Annotated in this window: 10 protein-coding genes; all 10 read right to left on the bottom strand. The window is 44.8% G+C overall.

Going from position 1 to position 23,991, the window contains the following annotated elements; genetic code table 11:
- Positions 1 to 10: 10 nt before the first annotated feature.
- Positions 11 to 3,121 carry an efflux RND transporter permease subunit gene (locus AC58UW_RS04210; protein ID WP_497419462.1) on the bottom strand — a complete coding sequence of 1,037 codons (3,111 nt, stop codon included), beginning with the start codon at positions 3,119 to 3,121 and terminating at the stop codon, positions 11 to 13.
- A 289-nt stretch (positions 3,122 to 3,410) separates the two neighbouring features.
- Positions 3,411 to 5,561, bottom strand: coding sequence for a COG1470 family protein (locus AC58UW_RS04205; protein ID WP_497419461.1), 2,151 nt, complete (start codon positions 5,559 to 5,561; stop codon positions 3,411 to 3,413).
- A gap of 54 nt (positions 5,562 to 5,615) precedes the next feature.
- On the bottom strand, positions 5,616 to 7,088 hold the full coding sequence (locus AC58UW_RS04200; protein ID WP_497419460.1) for an ABC transporter substrate-binding protein: 1,473 nt from the start codon (positions 7,086 to 7,088) through the stop codon (positions 5,616 to 5,618).
- The gene (locus AC58UW_RS04195; RefSeq protein WP_497419459.1) at positions 7,085 to 8,008 is read right to left on the bottom strand and encodes an ABC transporter ATP-binding protein; all 924 of its coding nucleotides are present in this window, start codon (positions 8,006 to 8,008) and stop codon (positions 7,085 to 7,087) included. The genes AC58UW_RS04200 and AC58UW_RS04195 overlap by 4 nt, the downstream gene beginning before the upstream one ends.
- A gap of 1 nt (position 8,009) precedes the next feature.
- On the bottom strand, positions 8,010 to 10,955 hold the full coding sequence (locus tag AC58UW_RS04190; RefSeq protein ID WP_497419458.1) for an ABC transporter permease: 2,946 nt from the start codon (positions 10,953 to 10,955) through the stop codon (positions 8,010 to 8,012).
- On the bottom strand, positions 10,955 to 12,049 hold the full coding sequence (locus AC58UW_RS04185) for an efflux RND transporter periplasmic adaptor subunit (protein ID WP_497419457.1): 1,095 nt from the start codon (positions 12,047 to 12,049) through the stop codon (positions 10,955 to 10,957). The genes AC58UW_RS04190 and AC58UW_RS04185 overlap by 1 nt, the downstream gene beginning before the upstream one ends.
- Positions 12,012 to 12,785, bottom strand: a complete 774-nt coding sequence (locus AC58UW_RS04180; RefSeq protein ID WP_497419456.1) for an ABC transporter ATP-binding protein — start codon at positions 12,783 to 12,785, stop codon at positions 12,012 to 12,014. Before AC58UW_RS04180 ends, AC58UW_RS04185 begins: the two co-directional genes overlap by 38 nt.
- 241 nt (positions 12,786 to 13,026) lie before the next feature.
- The gene (locus AC58UW_RS04175) at positions 13,027 to 15,342 is read right to left on the bottom strand and encodes a cache domain-containing protein (RefSeq protein WP_497419455.1); all 2,316 of its coding nucleotides are present in this window, start codon (positions 15,340 to 15,342) and stop codon (positions 13,027 to 13,029) included.
- An 81-nt stretch (positions 15,343 to 15,423) separates the two neighbouring features.
- Positions 15,424 to 18,156: a discoidin domain-containing protein gene (locus AC58UW_RS04170; protein ID WP_497419454.1), complete on the bottom strand. Its 2,733-nt coding sequence runs from the start codon at positions 18,154 to 18,156 to the stop codon at positions 15,424 to 15,426.
- 72 nt (positions 18,157 to 18,228) lie between these two features.
- Complete coding sequence (locus AC58UW_RS04165) at positions 18,229 to 23,661, bottom strand: S-layer homology domain-containing protein (RefSeq protein WP_497419453.1); 5,433 nt, start codon at positions 23,659 to 23,661, stop codon at positions 18,229 to 18,231.
- Positions 23,662 to 23,991: the final 330 nt, after the last annotated feature.

Genomic DNA, 23,991 nt, shown 5'->3' with positions numbered 1-23,991 from the left:
CCTATTCAGCTTATTGAAGCGCAGATGGTGCTTGCTCGGTTTGTATGGATGACGATTTCCCTTTTCTGTTGAACCAACGGCGTTCTCTCTTTTTAAATAAAATCTCATACATAATCGGTACAATAACAAGGGTTAACAACGTTGAAGTCGTAAGTCCCCCAATAACAACGACTGCCAATCCTTTGGAGATAATAGTTCCTTTGGATAAACCTAATCCGAGTGGTAAGAGAGCAATAATCGTTGCGCCTGCCGTCATAATGATTGGTCTTAAACGTGTAATCCCTGCCTCAATAAGTGCATTACGTATAGAATAATCTTGCTCCCTAAGCTGCTGAACACGGTCTACAAGTACAATCGCGTTCGTGACAACGATACCGATCAACATGAGGAACCCGATGAGTGAGGTAACATTGATGGATTCTCCTGTAATCAGGAGCCCTAGAAGCCCCCCAATTGCCGCAAGCGGCAGCGAGAAAAGAATGGCCAGAGGCGCTCTTGCGTTACCAAATGCGATTACCATGACGATGTAAACAATGAAAATGGATGCAAAGATTGCGATAAACATTTGCATAAAGCTTCTATTAATATCATCAGAAACCCCTTTTACTTCACGGGAAACCCCAGACGGCAGCTCCAGCTTCGCCAATTCAGCAGTTACTTTTTGGCTCACGCCACCTTTATCTGTGCTATCAATTTTAGCTCTTACACTTACAATTTGTTCTTCATCTTCACGACTTATGCTGTTTGGTGCGTCAATTTGCTCAATACGAGCGATTTCATTTAACTGAATGGTTTGACCTGTTGGCGTTTTAACTAAGAATGTGCCTAGTTTATCCACGGAGTTTTTATAAATCGGATTGAGCATAACTTTGGTTGCATAGGTAACATTGTTAAACTTCAAATCTCCTAGCTTTTCTTCCGCAATCCAAGAATTAACAGCTTGCAAAATTTGTGCTGAAGATAGCCCATATAAACGCGCTTTATTTTGATCCACTGTAATCTCGACTTCGGTTTTGGAATCACTCAAACTATCTTTGATATCGTTCAGTTCTGGAAATTCTTTCAGCTTATCTTCAACCATCTTTGCAGCTTGCTGAAGATAAAGCTGGTCATCGCCTTTCAGCGAGTAGGAGAAGTCAGCACCTGTTGATGTTGGAGGCCCGCCGGTAAACAACTGGATGTTGACTTCCGAACCCGGCGGCATCAATTTCAGCATATCTTCTTTGTAGGTTTTGACAGCCTCTGTCGCATCCGTGTCTGCGGATAGTTCAAAGAACATCATCGCTCTATAGGCATACCGGTCGCTGCTTTGGTTATAACCAACGAGAGATTCGATATATTTGAAAGCAGGGTTGCCCAATTTATCTTTATGCTGTTTCAAATCTTTTTCGAGCTCTTTGGATTTTTCATTCATCATCTCAATGGATGTTTCACGAGGCATTTTTATATCAATGGCACCCTGTTTTACAGCTTCACTGTTCGGCATGAAAGCTACCGCTAAATTCGGAACGGTAATAACAATAGAAAGTACAAGGGCTACTCCAGCTATCAAAAGCGTTTTAATGCGGTTATTCAGAGACCAGTTGAGCGCTTTTTTATATTTCTCACCCATAGGTCCAACATGATGCTCATCGTGATTGGTAAGCTTTTTGGAATTAAGCACCATTAGCTTCGCCAACATTGGGATAACAGTTAAAGCAACAATTAATGAAGATAAAAGGGCTACAACTAGCGTTATTGCAAAAGGACGGAAGACTTCGCCGACAACCCCGCTTACGAAGCCGATCGGACCAAATACACCCACTGTTGTAATCGTTGAGGAAGTAATCGCGCTCGATACTTGTTTCGTTGCTAATCGAATAACCGATTCATTACGCTGTTGAGCAACTTGCAACTGACTATAAATATTTTCGATAACGACGATACTGTCGTCCACGACCCTACCAACGGCGATCGCCATACCGCCAAGCGTCATGATATTCAGTGAAATGCCCAGTGGTCCCATGACTAGCAACGTGACGAGAATGGATAGAGGAATGGAAACGAGTACGATCAGTGTCATGCGTATATTACGAAGAAACAGCAAGATCATGACGGATGCCAGAATTGCGCCTAAACCGCCTTCTTGCACCATTCCATGGATAGAATCTTTGATATCGTTGGCTGAATTATAAATTTTGTAGAATTTCACACCAGGCAGTGTTTGTGTCCAGTCTGCCATTAATTTATCTGCGCTATCTGCAAATTCTACGGCATTCGCTGCTTTGGTTTTGTACAAAAGCACACCGATCGCTGGTTTATCGTCTAATCTGGCAATAAACTTAGATTCGCTAATGGCTTCCACTTTGGCAATTTGCTTAAGTAGTAGCGTATCGCCTGTTTTCGTAGTGATTTTTAAATTGTCTAAATTGTAGATGGTATCCATTTCGCCTTTCACGCGAACCATCTGCTGATTACCATTGAAATCCACTGTGCCTGCTGGGCTAGATACCAGCGCTGCCTTAATGGATCCAGAAACATCTGCCGGCGTTAAACCGTAATTGTTAATCGCTGGCGCATCCAGCTTAATCGTGAGCACAGCGTCCTGGTTACCGACGGAGTCTACATGGTCGATCCCTTTAAGCCCGTTAAAGCCTGGCAAAATTGTATCCTTATACGCATTATCTAGCTCTGCTTGGTTCATACTCTCGTCGCCGTACACGGCTAGATAGTATACCGGTTCGGAAGCGAAGCCGGCTGTTAATACTTTAGGCTTCTCAGAGCCTTGCGGAAGCTTTACATTCGAGATTAGGCTCTCAACGTCCTTCTTCACATCTTCCGGCTTCTTATCCTGATCAAGCTCCAGAATAATTTGTGAGTAATTATCCTGCGAGCTTGAACTGAGGGTTTTTAACCCGTCTAATCCTGCAACCGCCTTTTCGATCGGCTTCGTAACTTCGTCAAGCACATCCTTAGGAGGTGCAACGTATGTAGTACTTACAATGACGACTGGAAAAGTAATATCTGGAAAGCTTTCTACCTTGAGCGTCGTTGTGGAATACGTCCCACCTACGACCAACAGCAGCATCAGGATGAAAATTGCTGCTACATTTTTCATTGAAAACTCGGTTAACTTGATCATTCTCACTTCTCCCCTATCACCAGCTTTAATTCTCTAAAACACTCACTCAACCATCATACTTGGAATTTCTTAACAAAACATAAAATAGTATTGAAAATTTTATGTTTTTTTTCGACCTGGATTTATTATATATCGGGCCATGTATAAAAACAGGTGAGTGAAGTCATATTTCAGTCATATATTGGTCATATACAGGGCAATGCCGTTATGACTTCTTATGACTGAACACAAAAAAAGGGCTGCTCATTGGTTTTATCAGACCATTAGAGACAACCCTTTGATGTATGTTTTAATCTGTTGTAATAAACCAATCTGCTTTCTGAGAAGCGATCAATTTTCTCTGCCCTTGGAACTCGTCGTATACACTAAGTGTATATTTTTCTAAGAATTTTGTATTAAAAATAAGGCCGGGATCCGGGATCGAGATTTTGAAATTCTCTCTTTTTCCTAGTCGGATCTTCGTATCTTCATCGGCTGTTGAATCTCCATTGTAGACGTCAAAGTCTTTGAAATCGAATTTCTTCTCAAAACTTTTAATGCCGCCGCCATCCTCAAATACAAGCAATAAGTTATGGCCTTCGGTATTAATTTCAGTTAACTTCTCTTTCGATAACTCGTAGTTGAATTTGAGCGTAAATACATTATTGTCAATACTCGTCCCAATTTTATCAATGCTAATCGTATAAGGGAATAAGTCCACATTTTTAAGTGTATTGGCCACTTTCGTAATCTCCGTTGGCAACGAATACGCAACTGGATTTACGTAGGAATCAGCTACAGCCTTGTCGCCTTCCGATAGTTTGCCTTCCGTTACGGCTTCACCAAGGAGCAAACTCATATTCTCCGTAGAAAAGCCTTTAGGCACAGGCGCCCAAACGTTAAGCAGCGCTTTTCCTGATGGAGAAATTTTGTTCTTCACTTCCGCTACAGAAGCTGGGAATACCGTTCCGTCTGGCGACCGGAAATTCGCCACAAGCTTGGAAGCGTTCGTGAATCTTTTCTCTAGGTTAGTCACCTCAACCATAGCTGAATACATAATACTCGTCTTGTCCTCATAGGTCGATACGTTCCTAATCGCATATTTTGCTTTGCGCCCGACGTCTGTCGACGAATAAGATTCGCCAAGTCCAATAGAAGGAACAGCTTGAAGTTCTGCTTGTGTCGAGAACTCCAGTACGTCAGTTGCTGTTGTACTCGGAGTGTCTGTCCCCGTAGCCGGTGCCTCTCCTTCATTCTCTTGGAGTACAAGTTTCACTTGAGAGAATTCATACGTGTATGGCAATTTACCAGCAAGCTGCAGGTTAACGCTCGTACCCGCACCAAGCCCAATCACTTTAGCTGTCTGGATAAGCTTCGCATCGATTTTAACCGCATCATCCAGTAGGAAATAACCGGACAATTTCGGAATTGGAAGCGACTCATCTCCTTTGTTGCTGAGAACCAAATCGGCTGTCAATAGATCTTGATCCTCCCAAGGAAGACGATGAAGACCGCCCAACTGAGCCGTGTAAATGCCCGACTTATTGGTGAAAGAATACTCTTTGCCAATGGATCCGCCTTCCTGAGACGTTACTGCTGGGAGTTGAAAATTCGCTACAGCTACATTAAGCTTCAAATCCGCAATCGTGTCCGCTACGGAAAGCTGCCAACCACCCGCGGCTACCGCTACCGGAATGGAGCCGGAGAGCTGAATTTCTTTGCTCTCTTTTGGATTAATTTTCAAATCTTTCAATCCTTTAGCTTCCAATGGATACAGGAGTCCATCCTGTGTCCTTATTGAGAATAAGTAAGCTGGAATAGCCACAGCATGACTACCTGCATTCTCTAGCGTCAAGTAAACCGTGGGAACATGGTATTTTTCATTTTTGTTGCTAATGAACTTTTTAATTGAAGCACGTACTTCAACGCCGCCAACAGAAATGGTGCCTGCACCTTCAGAAGGGATGACATCTGTATAATTATCCGGTACAGCTACCTCTCCAAGTACCCGTTCGAAATTCGTTTGGCTAAAATCCCACTTGATGAATTGAACAACGAGGTCCTGCAGGCTCGTGTTTGCATTCACCGTTGCATAGAAGGTTAAATCGGTTGTAGAACCGGGAGCTACCCGGTTCTTATCTTTATCAGCAGGCAGCAAGCGCGCTGAGAATTGATTGCCGGATTTACTTTTCAACCTAGCCCAGTAATCAATAAATTGCAGTTCACTTGCGCCTTCATTATGAATGGTAATCGTGAAAGTTGCGATCTTGCCGCTTTGATCAGGTAAAACATGAATTTGTTTTAACTCAAAATAGCTGTTATTCGTAATAGGCACCTTACCTATCGCCATCGTTATAGCTGTTGGAGTGCCATCTGCCCAAACAGGCGTCATGGCGCCAAAGGCCATCGTAGCAGACAAAGCAATAGTAGCCGCATATTTATAACCGAACTTGATCTTCATGTTGTGTTTGGCCTCCTTCGTTGATTGTGACTGTCAGCATACAGTTTGTGCTATTTAACCAGCAGGCACAGCTTGCATCGTCATTGGATTCGGCATTTGGCCTGGATTTTCCTTCATTTGCTTCAACATCGCGTCGCCTTGGGTTTGCCATTGTTTGAGCCCCTCACGAGCTGTCGTCTTTCCTTGTAAAACACTGTTAAACATTTGGTGCCCAATTTCTTGGACCTGATAAATGTTCGGCTTATCTCGATAAATCTTCATGTTATTATCAGATGGCGCAGGTATGACATTGTAAAATGCCTCCATGTGGAAGTCCAAACCGTCTTTAGGCTTCAAATACTTGGAGCGTGCAACTAAGTTATAAGAGCTGTATGATTTCAGTTTAGCCCAGTCGTCGCCATTCACAAATTTAATGAACTTCCAGGCATCTTCTGGATTCTGTGCTTTTGCGTTAATTCCCATAATTCCATTCATATAAATGGAACCGCCAACGCCTTTAGCTTCAGGATGAGAAGGAATCGTTACAACATCCCAATCAATTGGTGTAAACCCTTTGTAGCTGGCAGCATTCTTGTTCGCATTCGTAATTTGTTGAATTTGACCATAATTAATAATTCCCATCGCCAAGCGGTTCGACATGAAATCGTCATAGGCAAAAGGATTTTCTTGATCAAATTTCCGATTCATCCCCTTCTGTGGATCCATAAGCTCAGGGAACACATTATCTTTTTGCAGCTGCGCCATTTTCGTCCATACTTTTTCCCACTGATCCGTATCCACCGTCATCTTCTCTCCGGCATCATCAAACATTTTGAGTTGAAGCGGAGCCGTGTACATTTGCATACCATAGAACAAGTCACCTTGAGCTTGTGTTGAGAATGAGAAGCCGTTCAAACGGTTTTCTCCTTCCCCTTTGGTAAGTCGTTTGGAAAGATCAAAAATCTCATCCCACGTCATGCCGTCTTTCGGAAAATCAACGCCAGCATCCGTGAACATTTTCTTATTATAAATCAATGCAGAAGACGAGAAGGTTGGCGCAAGTGCATACAACTTACCGCTTCCAGCATTCTTAATACCATCAATAACAGCAGGTACAATTCCTGTTGTATCGAATTTATCTTTCGTAATCAGCGGGTCCAGTTGAGTCAGCATATTGCTTTCAATAATATCCGGCAGCTGCTCGTAACCGACCATCACGACATCAGGAGGATTGTCGCCCTGCATAACCTCTTTCAGCTTCTCCATTGGATCTGGCATTTTCTCGCCAGGCTGTACGCCGCCGTACCGATACTTGTCATCCATCGTTGGAATCATTTCAATCTTAATATTCGGATTAGCGAATTCAAATATTTCCGTAAACTGCTGTCTGAAATACTCATCATCGCCAAAACCCATGGATGTAGCGATCTTAAGCACTCGTTCCTGTTTATCATCTGCTTTTTCACCCTTTGTGCAAGCTGCAGCAAGGGGTACGACCATGGCCAGGGTCAGTGATGTAGCGACCATTTTACGTGTAATTGATTTCATTTGGATTTACCTCCGTCAGCATGTGAATTCATTTCCTTGCCCCCATAAGCCGGTATGGCTTTCGGTGCTTTAATCATAATTTTCTCCCCATCAAACTCCATCGTGGCTTTGCCTTCGATTTGCAAGGCGTTCAGATAAGCTTTTGGCACTTGCAAGCGTCCTGCTCGGTCCAATACAACGAACTCTTCATGATCCTTATTCGCAAGCCCACCTGCAATACCGGCAGTGCCTGCAAGTGACGGACTGCGCGCAATAAACTCTGAGCTAGTCATACCATCCCGGATGGCAACGACTCGGCCTACTTTCCCAGCCATGGATAAATCATGGGTAACAATGACGATCGTAACCCCCAATTCTTTATTCAAACGCTGAAAAATATTTAGTATCATATCCGCTGTTTTCGAATCTACGGATCCCGTAGGTTCATCGGCGAGCAGCAACCTCGGACGGTTTGCCAGCGAAATGGCGATGGCCACACGCTGCTGTTCGCCTCCTGAAAGCTCTTGCAGTTTATTGTTCAGCCGATGGCTAAGTCCGACCCATTCCAGCAATTGCTTGGCATAGGCGGGATCATACTTCCCGCTGAGCATCATCGGCATTTCTACATTTTCGAGAGCAGTCAAATATGAAACGAGATTTCGGGCATTATTTTGCCAGATGAAGCCGACAGTATGCCGTTTGTACTCGACCAGCTGCTTATCTGTGATTTTCAGCAAATCCCAATCGCCGACTTTCACTTGACCTGCAGAAGGACGATCCAGACCGCCCAAGATGTTCAACAATGTAGACTTCCCGCTTCCGCTGTTCCCGATAATCGCCATGAGCTCACCGGCATCAACTTGGATATTGAGTCCTTGCAGAGCCACAACTTCAACTTCGTCTGATTTATAAATTTTGACTAAGCCCTCACAAGTAATCATTCTATTTCTCCTCCCCGAGCTTCACAGCTTGATGAACTCGCAGCCTTCTAATGTGCAAGAACAGCAGTAAAGCTCCTGTTGCCATCATGAAAGCTACAACGAAATAGAGCTGATAGGTGTCTTTGGAATCGAAAACAACCCGAAATGGCGGCACCTGAGTCTTCACATTCTGAGAGGTTTGCAAGAAAGGCAAAAAGAAATAACTCGTCAGTTTACCTATCGCAATTCCTAACGCAATCGATAAACCTGCCGTAAAACCTTGCTCAAGCAGCAGCATGCCAGTCAATTGCTTACGGGAAAGCCCCATCGCGCGAAGGACCCCAAACTGCACAACTCGGCTTGAGAGATTAAAGAACCAGTACAACATATATCCGATTAAAGATACAAGGACAGATACGAGAAAGCCTAAACTTAGAATCCCGAACACGCCGCCTCTTGCAGGAAGCTTGTTCTGCACAATGAGCTCATTGCGAACATCCTTGACGGAAGCAAGCTCGATCCCCTTATCCTGCAAGGCGGTTACAATCGGCGCCACCTTCGCGTCTGGTTTCATTTTTAACCAAACCTCATAAGGAACCATAGGTGCTTGATCATACACATAATCCAAATTTGTAATGAAAAATGGCGTCTGATCTGGATACTGACTTGGCCAGTAAGGAAGAATGCCAACGATGACAAATTCAACAGGCTGCTGGCTAATTGTAATCGAAAGCAGATCCCCAGCTTTCAGCGCATACTTGCTTGCATAATTAGAAGGAATAATAACGGCTTGCTCATAGCTGCCAAGCAAATTCAAATATTGATACGGAGGGGCCGGAAATAAATCAGGCCGAAACCATCCGACTTTGGCAAAATCGACATTATCAATGCCCATAACGAGCCCTTGGCCAGTCGATTTCCCAGAAACCACAACATTTCCTTTGGTTTGCAATACTCTTGCCGCTGCCTGAACGCCCTCAAGCTCGCGAAACACTTGAAACGGCGGCTCAACGTAGCGAATCTTCGACGGCGTTTCCTCGCCAGGATTTCCACCGCCCTGACCGCCTTGACCACCTTGACCACCGCTGCCTCCGGCTCCACCATTACCGGAACCACCGTTTCCGCCGTTATTACCTCCTGAGCCACCGCCCTGAGAGCCGCCCGAATTTCCTCCTGCATTAGGATCCTTAGGCAGATCATCGGAGAAGCCCTCCCACACGGTTTGCAGCACCACATCAGTTCCATACTGATAGAGCGTTCGCTCGGTGGAATTCAGATCAATCGTGCGTGCAGCCGAAGAATTGTAAACTCCGAGCCCCAATGTAAGAATCAACAACAGCATCAACGGATAGTAAGCTTTGGCTGACCTGGAAAGCTGTACAAGCGTTAAATAGAGAGGCACGGGAAGGAATCTCCGCCCAAGCCATCCAAAAAAGCGCAGCAGCCACGGGAAAATACGCAAAAAGAATAATCCCAACGCGAATATCGAGAGTGCAGGTACAAAGAACAATAGCGGATGCACTTGCAGCTGATCGGTCGTTAAGCCAGTCTGTACGGACAACACCTGACGCTGGTCGAACAAGTAAAAGCCATAGCCTACAACTCCGAGAAGCACAATGTCTATAAACCAACGCTGCCAAAGCGGTGATCGATCAGATCGTGCAAGGAGCTGCTTATAGTTCACGATCGATGCTTTAGCGAAAAGAATCGCAGGAATTACACTTGCCAAGATGGCGATGAGTACAGCAAGCCCGCCATATAGCAATGCTTCCTTGGTAAAGCTGACAGGTATTGATTTCCGGTCAACAAAGGTTAGGAATCCACTGGAAGACCCTATGCTCTTGGCCATGAACCAACCCATGAACGGTCCAACTACTAACGCTATGATTCCTAACGATAAACCTTCCAGAAAATATATCCCAATGATTTGCTTTGTACTGCCACCCCTGCTTCGCAGAGTGGCAATAACTCCCCGCTGTCGATCAAGCGATTGTCTGGCATTCATAACAATGTAATAGAAAACCATGGCAATCATAGGTGCTGCTAACGTGAATAATAAAATTTGCATTTGCAGGCTTTGCGCCTTAAATTCAACCAGCATCGGCTTGAATGATACATCGACCTTCGTATTCTTAAGTTTCTGGAACAGGTTAATGTCCAGCCTCTCCAGACGCTGGTCTAACGGTGATAATTGACTTGTTTGAATATTCCGCAGGTCGAAAGCATAGTACCAATTAGCCAGCTGAAGCGGAATTTTCTTCTCTGTTAATAGGGTCTTCATAAATACATCATCACTTACGATAAGTGAGTTAAGCAACCCCTCTAAGCCTTGAAACCAGTAGGCATCCGTTTCATTTTTTGGCTTGAAAGAACCAACAATCTTCACCTTAAGCAGTTGGCTGCCTCCTGCACCAGAGACCGAATAATTAAACACATCGCCGATGTGCAAATCATTCCGGTATAAAGCTTCATCCAAAACAACGGCTTCCAGAATACCGTTCTGTACTTGATCTGAAGCCATTTGGCCCATAGACCATTCAACGTGCTTATTCAGCTCGCTCCATGAGGTAAGCGCCATTTGGCGCCGCTTGCTGGGATCTACTTTTGAGGCATCAACTGGCGTTATTTGAGCTGCTTTGATCGTGTAGCTCTTGGCGAACGTCTCAATGGGAAATCCAATCTCTTTGGGAATTTCTTCTCCTATGTACTCATTGACGTCTTTCAGCTCGTCTAACCCTGCACGCTCTGTCCCTACCGCTTGATACCGCATGAGCACAGAACCTGCCGGAAGTCCGCTGCTCTTCTCTTCAAGCGACTTGGCTACGACACGCTTCAGCGATCCGTCCGCATACATTGGTATGCTGGTGGTGAAAGCAACAGCCATAATTAAACCAAGTAAAGTACTGAGCGTCAGCCAACGGGTATTCCACATTTTCCGAAATAAAAACCGCAGCATGGGGATAGACATTAGCGACCCACTACTTTCTGTCCGGCGGTTAGACCTTTAACAATCTCTACATCCGTTGACGTCTGTTGACCGATCTCCACATCAACTTCCTTCTTATTCCCTTGATTATCAACCACTTGCACATAATTCCGGCCCGAATAGGAACGAAGCGCAGCCAGAGGTATCGTTGTCGCGTTTTCTTTTCTTTGTGTAATAATCGTCACGCTTAGTGGCGTTCCCCGATTCAGACCTTTAGGAAATTCATCCAGCTGAACAACTAGATATTGATCAATTGAATCTTGTTTGCCGTCTTGCCCACCGCCTGGGAAGTTGCCATTATTATTCCCTGCCGCTTGTGGATTCGGCAACTGCTTGACCTTCCCTTTGTGCTGTCCGGCTGAGTTAATATCCACTTGGACATCCATCCCGATGGAGACTTTCTTTGCATCGTCTGCGCTTATGCTTGCTGCCACCGTCAATTCATTCAAATCGGCAAGTGTTGCAACGGACTCCTCCGATTTCACCGTGTCACCTTTCTTCGCTGTAACCGTCACAATCGTTCCGCTAAACGGTGCAAGAAGCTTTGCTTTACTCACTTGCGTTTCTAGCTTTGTGAGCTCCTCCCGCTTCAGTTCAAAATCAATCTTCGCCTGCTCAATTTGCTCGGGCGTCATTTCGTCTGCTTTCCGCAGCGTTTCGATCATCGTCAGCTCGTCTTTGCGGGTTTCAAGCTTCTTCCGCTTCAAATCGCTATCCATATCTGAAACGTCCAGTTCAGCAACGGGCTGACCCTTCTCAACTGTATCACCATTTTTCACAAGAATGGCACTGATCCGTTTAGAAGTCATATCCTCCGAGAAGAACAGCTTCTCTTCCTGCAGCGCCATAAGACGCCCGCTTCCTCTTACTTTCGACTCCAGTGTTTCTGTTTTCACTATGTATTCAGGTTTCTTGGAAAGCTTAGGCGGATTAATGCTCGGAAGCGCCTCTTCCTCCTGCTCCTTTGGCAGCAGCGAGCAGCCGGAAGCTAGTATAAGTGTTGTACATATAAGTAGTGCAGTTACGGGCTTTCTCCAGTTAGGAGACGAATTTCCCGTCCACCATTTCGTAAACATGATCGGCAACCTCCAAAATCGTAGGGTCATGGGTCGTCATACAAATCGTTACCTGCTCTGTTGCAATCATACTTCGGAAAACGGACATGATCTGTGCCCCCATCTGGGAATCCAGCTCAGCCGTCGGTTCGTCGGCCAAAATCAATGAAGGTCGATGCGCAATCGCCTTGGCAATCGCAACACGCTGCTGCTCACCGCCAGACAGCTCGAAAGGACGATGGTACATTCGCTTACCAAGCCCGACGAGCTCAAGGCAATAAGCTACCCTTTCTTTCCACTCAGACCGAGGAACACCTGCCATGCGCAGCGCGAGCTCCACATTTTCCCAAGCTGATAACAGCGGCATTAAGGCATACGATTGAAAAATAAAACCGATCTCTTTGCGACGAACTAATGTTCGTTCATTGTCGCTTCCTAAATGAAAAGCATGATCTAGGAACATAATTTCTCCTTCATTAGGCTGATCAAGCCCCCCAATTAAATTCAAAAGTGTTGTCTTACCTGAGCCAGAACGGCCTTTGAGCATAACAAGCTGAAGCGGTTTGAGTTCCATCTCAATACCTTTAAGTACCTCTAATCGCTCACCGCCAACTTGAAAAGAGCGATGCACACCCGTCACTGTTAATAAAGGCGAATTACGTTGTACGTGCGAAGATGCTTGCAGCTCGAATAGGTTCTCTTTCTCCTCAGTAGGAGTAGACTCAGCTATGCTTTTTTTGCGAAACCAATTCGCCATATGGTACTTCTTCCTTTCATTTCCAAATCAACTTGTATGATAAATTAGACGGCTCATCGCTTCAAAAAGTTCCATGAAACTGAAAATTTCCTGAAAGTTTTTGAGCACGAACGTTCTCTTGTATGAATCTATTAAAATATACTATCTTTTGTAAAAAAATGTCATGCAACAAAATACCTATTTTAAACAAAATAAGCTATTCTAACCATCGACCAATAAAAATAGAAAGAGGCCGCGATGATCACACCGGAGCCTTTAATTTATCATTTTTATTGTTGTATTCTCGATACTCAGTCGGAGTTAAGCCTGTATATTTTTTAAACGTACGCAGGAAACTTCTCGTATTCGCATATCCAACGGCTTCTGAAACGTCATTGATTTTAATGGATTTATTTTTCAAAAGCTCCATTGCGGCCTTGATCCGAATCTCAATCATATAGTCGATAAAGTTACTTTCCGTGTATTCCTTAAACAGTCTGCTTATATAAGGCGGTGTGAGACGGGACATGGCTGACAATCGTTCCAATGACAAATCATGTTCCTGATAATGTGACCTGATATAATCCAGCATTCCCTCGATGGTCTCATTTTTCCCGCGTTGGCTTCGCTTTTCCTCAATTTGTAAGGCCAAGCCCTCAAGTACTTCGCTAACGAGACGTTCTGCGTCCCTCCAATTCTCACATTTTCCAATCCGGTCGTATATGCTGTTCAAAGGCCCCATCGATAATTCTGGCTCAATCCCAATCGCATTCACGGTTTCCATCGATTTCAACATGAGATCATAACATAGCTGCTTAATTAGTTCCGGTGGAAGATTGCACTCAACAGCCTCACGGAACGTATCTGATAAATGAAGAAGCATTTTCTCACGGTCGGTTTGCTTTAATGCATCCATTACGGGATCAGTCATTCGGCTTAGTTTGTAATAATCCTGTCGATCTGGAGGATGTAGATCGTCTACTGAAATAACGGAATTTTTTCCGAAAATCATTTTATAATGCAGTGCTTTTTGGGATTCGTCGAACGAGAGCGGAATTTCCTTCATTTCCATACGACATGTCCCTACACCAATGGTAACGGACAAACCGAACTGTTTCCTCATAATATCGAGGATGAATTCTAGTAAGACTAATGTTCTAACATGATTTTGTTCCAGATCACCTTCCGCAAAACTGAGCAAGACAGCTGCTCGGCCACCGCCTAAGTCTATCGCTGCACCCGCATGTTCAGATCGGATTATCTCTTCCGCGACATTGCAGAACATATAGGTATACAGCGTTTCATCCCGTGGGGAAAGCTGCTCGCCATCCCTGCTAATCTCTGCTGTACATACTAGGAAGCGCTCTGGATACATCCGTATCTCTAGAAACTCCAAATGATGATAAGCCGCATGAAAATCAGTACGGCTTCCATTCAAAATCTCCATCATAATTTTCCACTTGAGCATCGGCTTCGAATCCCTCACATGCTGCTCCAAGTGTTCGCGATCCAGAACGATTTCATCGAAAATATGCTCCAAACTGCTTAATCCTAAACTTTCTGACACCGCTCCTCTATGTTTATTCAGACCAGACAGTTTGCCTGCTAAGCGATCCAAAGGCTTGAAAGTCCAGCGATTCACATAAAATAGAGCAGACAGCGCTAGGCCGAACATGATCACAGCAAAGATCAATAGCAGATTGCGTGTCACGTTAAGGGGCTCAAATAACTTGGATTCCGGCATTATACTGATGACTTTCCAGCCTGTATACTCACTTGTACGATAAAAAACAGATTGCTGAACTCCTTCCAGCTTCACATTAAACGCACCACTGTCTGGATCTGATAAAATCCTCTGTATGTAGGGTTGCGACTTCATGTTGCTGTACAGCTGCGCCTTGTCATCATGTGTAACGACATTTCCCTCCCTATCTAAGATAAAGAAATGGCCGGAGTGACCGTCCTCATAGATGGATTTTATCATTTGGAACAACTCAGACTCTTGGATGCTAATGGCCATAAGACCCTTTCTGAAACCAGGACTGCTAAGGGCTGGGAAGCTGCGGACCAAGGTTATGACATCTTCGTTTTTTTGGCCGTCCCACACTTTCTGGGTCGATAGCCATTTGAAGTATTCCGGCATATCCAAGTATTGGGCTAACCAGTTAAACTCCGTCGAAGCTTGCTTCACATAAGTTTCCTCTGTCATTAGATCTCCACTGACATGAGAATAAACAAAGACCGACGAATAGTTTGGATTATTGGCGATAAAATCCTTCAACCTGGTAGTCAATGTATAGTGGATACTATACCTATGCGCATTATCGCTATAACTATTGTTCATAAAATACACAAATTCCAGCCCATCTGCCATGGAGAGCAGATCTTTTTCCGTCTGACGAAAGGCCCCTTCAATCTTGGAATCGACCTGTTTCAAAAGCGCAAGATTCGTATCTTGCAAATCTTTTTGCAGTCTGCCAACAGTTCCCGTATAAGACAACCAGAAAGTAAGACTGATAATAAAGACGAACACGATGCCATAAATCATCATCGCCTTCGCGGATATACTGTTTCTCATTGATATCCCCCGTTCGGTCGTGCTTTTCGTTTTTATTGTAACATTTACACGACCGCTCGGGAGGAGTAATCCAATTGTCTATCAATTGATGGAAGTCACGTTTACTTCGTCAAGCGAGTAGATGAACAACGGTGCTCCTGTTAGAGGCACATTGACAACTCCGGAGACTGCAGCAATATATTTATAGCTTCCATCGATTCCAACCATGGTTAGTCCTGGTTCGGCCGTCGCGAGTTTGGCGGTTCGCGAAGTTGAGCTAGTCGTTTGCCAACTAGCATCCCATAAAGATGTAATGTAGCGATTTTTATTCTCATCCCAAAATTGATAGCCATAATAAGGATTCGCAATATCCGGTACTGCTCCTAAATAAGTGGCGTCCTTCAGCACTCTAATCAGCGTGTAGTATCCGTAATAGCTCTCCTTCGGTTTCCCATTCCAGTCGATCAACCCCAAGTTATGCTCTAAATTATTCGTCTCCGTACCGTCATCGGCAAAATCGTACCAGTGCATCGTTCGAATTCCATTAGCAATGGCATGCATGTAGGCTCGTGCCAAGTAATTTCTTTGGGTCGCGCGATCCACCTTCTTAAGATAGCTGCCTCCTGTGTAGGTGCTCCACCCTAGCTCTGTAACGACGATCGGCTTCTCGCCATCGCCATGGCTTATCATGGTGTCCTTTAATTGCTGCAGCGTGTCGAGCAGCTTTTCGGGCGTACCCTGATCAAGTCCGGGCACGGCCGGATATTCATATTTGACGTAGGGATGGACATCCATGACATCAAAATAAGTTTTCACAAGAGCACCGTTCTGCCCATCTGAATTATAGAAATCGTCAAGCCAGTTCAAGCCTTTGCCGGCAGCCAATCGATCGAGTCCTGCAAGAGCAGGCTCTACAAGCAAGCTTTTGCTGCTAACCGCCTTTAAACTGTCATGATTGATCTTAAGCTGACTTGCTACTCCTGCTGGATTTCGATTAGCGAGGTCAGGTTCATTGTACGTGGAGAACGTATAGACACCTCCTGCATTATCAGTAGGAACATAACTCGGACCGTGATAGAAGTAGTGAAAATTTAAACCACTTTTCCCGTATAGCGATTTCATAGCCTCACTGTGGTCCCACCATCTGTTCTTGTTAATACCTCCAAGGTCTCGCAGAAGTCGCAATTTGGTCATTAGAAACAAATCTTCACCTTCACCATGGTGCATGTAATTGCTCCCCCCATAAGGAGCGTCATTAATCGCGAAAATGTCTCCAACCTTTTCTCCGCCAAGCACAGATGAGGTCATCACTTTCAATGTCTCAACATCTTTCCGCTCACCTCCAGTTAAGTGGAACGGAGTCACCGCTATATAATAGGCCGTCTCTGGTTTCAAGGAAAAATAGGATAGATATTTACCTAGTTGTTCAACCGAATTAGCTTCTGCAGTAAACTTTGGACTTAATCCTTCTGTGCTAGTAAAAGGGGATGTTTCGATATACACACCATATTTGCTTACTTGATTGACAACATTATTGTAGCTAGACCAGTCAAGATACATCGTGCTGTAATTTTTGAGCTTGGCAGTAAGCTCTACACGGTCTGGTGTCGACTTCTTAGGTTGAGTCGTGTCGTACAGCTTCCAACCCCAGATCGCCACTTCACCAACCGTTAAAATTTCGGAATTCAGTGCATTATGCATAATTATTTTGACGTATTTGGCATGGAGACCTGGGACCCCATAACTAGGTGTATTCACGATCGTATTTGCATTACGGCTGGCAGTATTCGATGTATAGCTAAGTGACGTATAGTTCACACCATCGGTGCTCACGAGAACTTCATATCCATCCATGTACTTGTTTCCACCCGAGGCTAATGTCCATACGTCAATTTTCCCAATTTGATACATGTCGTTCAAGTTAAATACAACCGCACCGAACTTGCCTTTCGAACCCCAGATCGAGTTGGTCGTCGAAGCAGCATCGGATTCTGTACTTGAGCCGTCAATTAAGTCCGGCTGTCCCCCAACCGTGTCATTCTTAGAGGCATCGTTATCAAATTTGATCAAATCTCCGTCCGTAATGAATGGATTCTCTGTTAACCACTCATAGGATGCGTTCGTTGCAATTTTCGGCACTGTCGTGTTGTAGATACCGGAAGTCCTCAAGTAATTATTGCTTACTATTGCCATTGGCTCTAGTACATCACCATAAACAGCCACTTCCCCCAATCTCATGACTGGCATGCTCGTATCTTTATGCATAATGACTTTCAAATATCGGGCTGAGATGGTTGGTTTAACAACAAGCGTAACGGGAGCAAAGCCGGATCCCAGCGTATTCGTATTCTCCTGTGCCCCTACCTGATTGTAAGTTATTCCATCATAGCTGGCATACAACTCGAACTGCTTCATATGACTTTGATCATTCGTGTCCGCCCACACCGTTACTGAGGATACTTGGTAGACAGCTTTCAAATCATAAATGAGCGTTCCATAAACGGCAGAGCCTATGCTACTCCCTGTCACTGCACTCATGTTATCGTCAGGCCCGTTGCTTCCGTCGGTCATATCGGGTGTACCTGACCCATCTGAAACAGTAAGCTCAGAATCGGTTGCATGTGAGCCTTCAGTGAGCCATGTATAGGAAGCTGTCGTCGCAATTGAAGCTGTATCCACAGGGAATAGCTCACCTCCAACTGCGTTACCGCTTAGCAGTTTTGGATTGACTGCTGCTGCCTGAACCGTTTGACTGACGGGTAACACAGAGGAAACCAAGATAAGTAAAACAGCAAAAAGACAGATTAGAGAACAACTCTTTTTAATAATACTCATGACAATTCCCCTTTCAGGATTGTTGAATAAAGGGCCGATTCTGACTCAATCGTAACCGACCCTTCTTCATGATTACCTAGATAGCAGTCCGTAAATGATCTTGGCAGCTTGCGCCCGAGTGGCTTTCATGTTTGGCGCGAATAGATTCCCTTCAACTCCGTTAATAATGCCGGCCACTGTCATCGCTTCAACAGCTTCCAATGCGTAAGAATCTATGTCCGACTGATCTGCGAAGTTTGCAGGCTGTATAGATTTCTGTAAAATAATCTTTGCCTGTGTAATAGCTCTATACGCCATAACCGCCATTTCCTGTCTCGAAATGAATTGGTGGACGCCGAAGGATCCATCTTCATATCCCTGAACAATTCCTAGCTTTTGAGCACTCGACACTGCTGTGTAGTACCAATCCTCTCGGTTCACATCGCTGAAATTTGCAACTGCACTCGAATCTGCAAGATCAAAAGCGTTAATCAGCATTTGAAGAAATTGGGCTCTAGTAACCTGATCGTTAGGAACGAACCTATCCGTTTCCATCCCGTTAACAATCCCTCTAGCTGCTAATGCGTCAATGCTAGTTTTAGCCCAGATTGCATCCTGTAGATCAAGAAAGGTTACATGCGTATACAAAACTGTGTAGAAGCTGAGATGATTCGTAGTAAATGTTATTTGTTCCGTTGAAGCATCGTAAATCCCATTCTTCACGGCTTCGAGAGTATGGCCATCCCGAACATAATAAACGATCACCTGATCCGCATTCTCACCATGATCAAGCACGTAGTTCATTGAGATCTGAACCGCATCTCTATGGAAAAACTCTTGAATGTTTATCCCGTCAAGTACAACGTTAAAGTCGTACACTGGCTTGTTGCTAATTCGGTTTACAGCTGCCCCAGTAAGAGCCTCAGGACTAACCACTGCGATGGAAACCTCCAACACGCCTGAAGTCGGCTTCAAATATCCAGATAAAGCATCCGAAGTCAGCGTTAATTCTGCCATACCCGTTCGGAATTGTATCTTTTCGATATTCTTTGTTTGTGCTTTGTCAAACGCTGCTGCAGGGAGCTTGATCCGAACTCCCCTAGCTCCAGGTACTTTTGGAATATCAATCACTACATTCTGATCGGACGCAGACGCTCCTTCCAGCGCTTTCTCCAAGGTCAGCAAAGGTACATCTACTCCGGCGAAACCGTCTTGATTCACCAACGGTGTTGGAAATAGGATAGTCCCCTCTTGGACCTTAGGAAGTTCCGGAGAGGAAGTCCATGCCCCACCGCCTGAAGAACCATTGCCTACAATCGAAGGTGAGTACACCGTAATCTGACTTCTCGCCGTGTACCCGCCATCGGCTGTCGTCGCAGTAATCACTGCAATTCCAGCAGATACGCCCGTTACAGTTGCCTGTAGACCATAGACTTCTTGTGAAACGCTAGCCACCGCCGGGTCGCTAGTGGTGAAACGAACCTGTTTGTTCGTTGCATCGATTGGCTGGAGAGAAGCATTCAGAACAATCTCTTGCCCTATTTTCAGATCATCTGTTGAGCGATCCAGCTTCACTCCAGTGACCTTAACCTCTGGAGCACCTACTTGAGTGAAAATCAAATCCCCGAATAGCTGCGTATTTTTGCTTGAACCAATACCGCTCATGTATTCAAGCCAACCGCGACGGGTTGTTCCATCATTCTCATTAATAAGCATGGAAAAACCAAAAATGTCTTCGTCCGTCACAGATCGCCCTTCCGTGAGCAGCTCTGACCAAGGAATCGCAAGTTCATAGGTGGTGGCGATATTGCTTCGATAGACCGCTGCTTGCACGGTCGTTAACTCTCCTATTGGTTTGCCGTTTGCCGATAACCATCTCCAAACCATTGGGCCTTGTTCCCCTAGTGCAATGCCGAATTCGTTATTCGATGAGCTTCCAACACCGTTATCTCTCCCTGTATCAATGGCAAATTGTACGCTATCCCCTTGCCACATGTCGCCACCGGTTCCTTTTTGATAATGGATATTATCCTGAACTTCCATTCCGAAATAGAGTTGATTGCGATCCCACTTCAGAAAGCCTTTACCGCTTAAATCCGTTTCACCGCCCCAATTGGCAATGTTTTTATTTTGATCTTGCCGATTGATGACAAACGGCATACTAGTAAGCCAGCTTTCCTCGGATAGCTTACCGTCAATTACAGGCGCCGTCTGATCGTTCATAGCAGCAATAAAATTAAACGGTCTCTCCACCATTTTCGTAAAACCGCTGTCCAATTCAATCGACAATTTAATCTTGGCTCTAGCCTGCTCTGGAAGAGACGTGATCGGCATAGTGATCTTCTTAACTTCACCAGGCAGTAATTTGTTGATCACAAAAGGGCCGGCTTGTTGGCCTAATGCCATATATACCGCCTCAGTAACACGAACCGTGCCGTTAAGTTCTTTGTCCAGAGTCGCATTCTCCACATAAATAGCGGCTTGCCATTGATTCCACTGGCCGGGTGCAGCAGTCTCAGGCATAACTCGGACTTTGATCGTCTCCAGCACGCCAACCTTTAATTTCATGGAAGCAATGAGCGATGTGCCCGAGATAACTTGGATGGTAAGCTCCTGGACCTTCTCCTCCGCGTTAAGGGGAATAGGAATAGCTACTGGAATGGCTGTCGTACCCGCTGCAAAATTCACGTCCCCCTCTAGCTTCCAATCACCTGATGGGCCGATTAGCTCAATTTTACCTGCCAGTTCCGTTCCCATACCAGAGCGAAGGATAGCTGTATGAAGCATATCTCCACGCCTTACGTCCAATGAAGTATTTTTTAATACAAAAGAATCATCAATTGAAGAGATCTCCAGGCCTGAGCTGGAATAGATGAAAACAGGAGCACCGCTGATCGTTAAGCTCGCAGTTCCATCATGAACCGGTAAATAGGAATAACTCCCATCAATGCCTACAACGGTAAGGCTGCTATCCTGTGTTTTAAAGGTGGCTGTTTTGGTAGATTCATCTGCCGCCCACAGTGATGTAATATACTGGTTTTTCCCTTCATGCCAATATTCATAGCCATAGTAAGGATGATCGACATTTGCTTTAACGCCTATATATTTAGCGTCTTTTAATACTTTAGACATCGTATAGTAAGCATAATAGCTTGGCTTCGGAACGCCATACCAATCAATCAAACCAAGGTTATGTTCCAAGTTAGCCGGGTCGACACCATCATCCTGAAAATCGTACCAATGCATTCGCTTAACTCCGCCTGCAATCGCATGCATGTAGGCTCTTGCCAAATAATTACGTTGTGTGATGGTATTCACTGGACGGAGATAGCCGCTCCCTGTATAAGTGCTCCACCCAAGCTCCGTAAATATAACTGGTTTGTCCTGATCGCCATATTTGGCCTTTAATGCCCCGATCTCCTTGATTTTGCCGATCAGCATTTCTGGTGCGCCTGGAATGAGCCCTGGCAAGCTGCCCTCGTGATTTTTCACATAGGGATGCACATCAAGCACATCAAAATAGGTTTTCACTAGAGCCCCATTCTGACCGTCGGATTTATACAAATTCTCAAGCCAAGTCATACTTGCTGGCTCTGTTCCGCCCAGGGCAGGCTCAATCAATAAATTGCGGTTGTCTACCGCCTTCAAACTTTCGTGGTTCTGCTTAAACTGTAAGGCTAATGCAGAAGGATTCGTCCCTTTAAGATCAGGTTCATTGACAGTAGAAAACGTCCAAGTTCCTTGTTTGTTTTCCATTGGAACATCTTTAGCTCCATGGTAAAACGTATGGAATCCGACTCCGTATTGATTCGAGAATGTTTTCACCCAGGAATCATGAATCCACCAACGGTTAAAGTTAATCCCTTCGATGCTTCTCATCAGCATGAGTTTGCGGATGATATTTTCATCCTCTTTATCCCCATGCTGCTTGTAGTTGCCTCCACCATAAGGCGTATCATTGATGGCAAAAATATCTCCGATCTTCTCCCCGCCAAGAACACTTGGCGTCGTGATTTTGATTGTACGGACATCCTTGCGCTCACCTGAACTTGTACTAGTAGGTGTGATGGCAATGTAGTATGTCGTACTTGGCTGTAAAGAAGATACAAGAAGAAATTTCCCCTTCTGTTCAACTGAGCCGTTTTCGGCCGTTACATGAGCAGTAAGTCCGTTTGTCGTGGTAAAGTCGCTCTTCTGTATGTAAATACTGTATTTATTAACCTTATTCACCACGGAGTTATAGGCGGACCAATCCAAATACAGCGTGTTGTAATTTTTTAGATTGGTTGTTAAGTCGACCTGATCCGGAGTATCACTCTTAGCAAGCGTTGGGTCATACAGTTTCCAGCCCTTGATAGCAATTTCCCCCGCGATTAAGCGATCAGAATCATTGGCATTATGCATGACAATTCTTACATATTTAGCATGCTTGCCTGGGACGCCGTAGGAGGGAGTATTGAGCATGGCATCAGCGTATCGGTTGTTCGGATTTGCCGAATAGCCGATAGAGAAATAGTTGACATTGTCAACACTTAGCAGAACCTCATAACCATCCATGAAATTGCTGCTGCTCGCTTTGCTCCATACATCAATCATGCCAATTTGATACATGTCATTTAATGAAAAAGTAACAGTCCCATATCGACCTGGAGAGCCTACGGCCATACTTGCCGTTGTATCCGCCGTCTCCTCCGTGCTAGAACCATCGATTAGATCAGGCAATCCACCTGCACTTCCGTCATTCTTCGCACCTGACTCATTGTCGCTTGATAATAAGCCTGCCTGTGATACAAAGGGCTGCTCCGTTTGCCATTTGTAGGTTGCCTTCGTATCCAACTTTTGCATCCCTGTCGGATAGTAACCTCCGGGTTTTAATTGGTTATTGCTTAGAAGCGCCAGTGCTTCAGCAGCCTCTCCCCAAATTGCTACCTCTGCAAGGCTCATCATAAGCTTCTCCGGATTTTTATGAAGCACAACCTTCACATATCTGGCGTAAGGGACAGGTTTGATGTCCACAGTCAACGGAACAATACCTGCACTATCTTCGTAAACGTTTTCAGAAACCGCAACCTGGTTGTAATTAGTACCGTCAATACTTGCCGCAATCTCCACCTGTTTCAACCCGCTTGATGCTGTGAATTCTGACCATACCTGCAGAGAGGATATGCGGTGAACAGCTTTCAGGTCATAGACCAGCGTTCCAAAGGCATCTCCAAGTTCGCTTGTCGTCGAACTGACAACGCTTACAGAACCGTCCATCATTTTACGCGAATCAATAGGGTCTGTATCGACAAGACGGGAATCCGTTAAATAAATTCCTTCTTTCTCCCAAGTATATGTGGCCCCAGTCTCAATGAACGGTATATTAACAGGAAACAATAAACCTCGCATGTTACCGCTAAGCAGTTTCGGCGAATTAATTTCAGCTGCATGTGCGATGATTGGTTCCTTCGAGCCCATACCTAAGCTTTGTATGAAAAAGATCATTGCAATAAGGATAATACTTATCTTTTTTATGGGGGTCATCGCCGTACTCCTTCCTCTAACAAATGGTCTAACTGCATGTGACGATAGCCAGCAGAGCAAAACACTTTTTCGAACACCTCCTGTCTAACTAATAGTTACAATCGTGATGAAATTAACTTAGTCAAAAGCGGACGAAATCACAATAGACACTTTTTATAAAACGTCGCATTTCTTTCAATTCACTCGAATGGCAGGACTCTTCCTTCCTTTCCCGCTTAACATCATAAAAGATGTGACTTCATCCATCATGAGGTCACTGCATCCTTCACAAAAAAGGAAGGTCAGCCTGCATCAGCAAGCAGCCTTCCCTCCATTTCTTTTTTTACCCAA

The sequence above is a fragment of the Paenibacillus sp. J22R160 genome (genome assembly GCF_059692135.1).
Note: the sequence above shows the minus strand (reverse complement) of the source record. Positions and strands in the feature narration are given on the sequence as shown.

Excerpts from the sequence above, each read along its gene's own strand:
- AC58UW_RS04210 (WP_497419462.1), bottom strand. The coding sequence starts at position 3,121 with ATGATCAAGTTAACCGAGTTTTCAATGAAAAATGTAGCAGCAATTTTC.
- AC58UW_RS04205 (WP_497419461.1), bottom strand. The coding sequence starts at position 5,561 with ATGAAGATCAAGTTCGGTTATAAATATGCGGCTACTATTGCTTTGTCT.
- AC58UW_RS04200 (WP_497419460.1), bottom strand. The coding sequence starts at position 7,088 with ATGAAATCAATTACACGTAAAATGGTCGCTACATCACTGACCCTGGCC.
- AC58UW_RS04195 (WP_497419459.1), bottom strand. The coding sequence starts at position 8,008 with ATGATTACTTGTGAGGGCTTAGTCAAAATTTATAAATCAGACGAAGTT.
- AC58UW_RS04190 (WP_497419458.1), bottom strand. The coding sequence starts at position 10,955 with ATGTCTATCCCCATGCTGCGGTTTTTATTTCGGAAAATGTGGAATACC.
- AC58UW_RS04185 (WP_497419457.1), bottom strand. The coding sequence starts at position 12,049 with ATGTTTACGAAATGGTGGACGGGAAATTCGTCTCCTAACTGGAGAAAG.
- AC58UW_RS04180 (WP_497419456.1), bottom strand. The coding sequence starts at position 12,785 with ATGGCGAATTGGTTTCGCAAAAAAAGCATAGCTGAGTCTACTCCTACT.
- AC58UW_RS04175 (WP_497419455.1), bottom strand. The coding sequence starts at position 15,342 with ATGAGAAACAGTATATCCGCGAAGGCGATGATGATTTATGGCATCGTG.
- AC58UW_RS04170 (WP_497419454.1), bottom strand. The coding sequence starts at position 18,156 with ATGAGTATTATTAAAAAGAGTTGTTCTCTAATCTGTCTTTTTGCTGTT.
- AC58UW_RS04165 (WP_497419453.1), bottom strand. The coding sequence starts at position 23,661 with ATGACCCCCATAAAAAAGATAAGTATTATCCTTATTGCAATGATCTTT.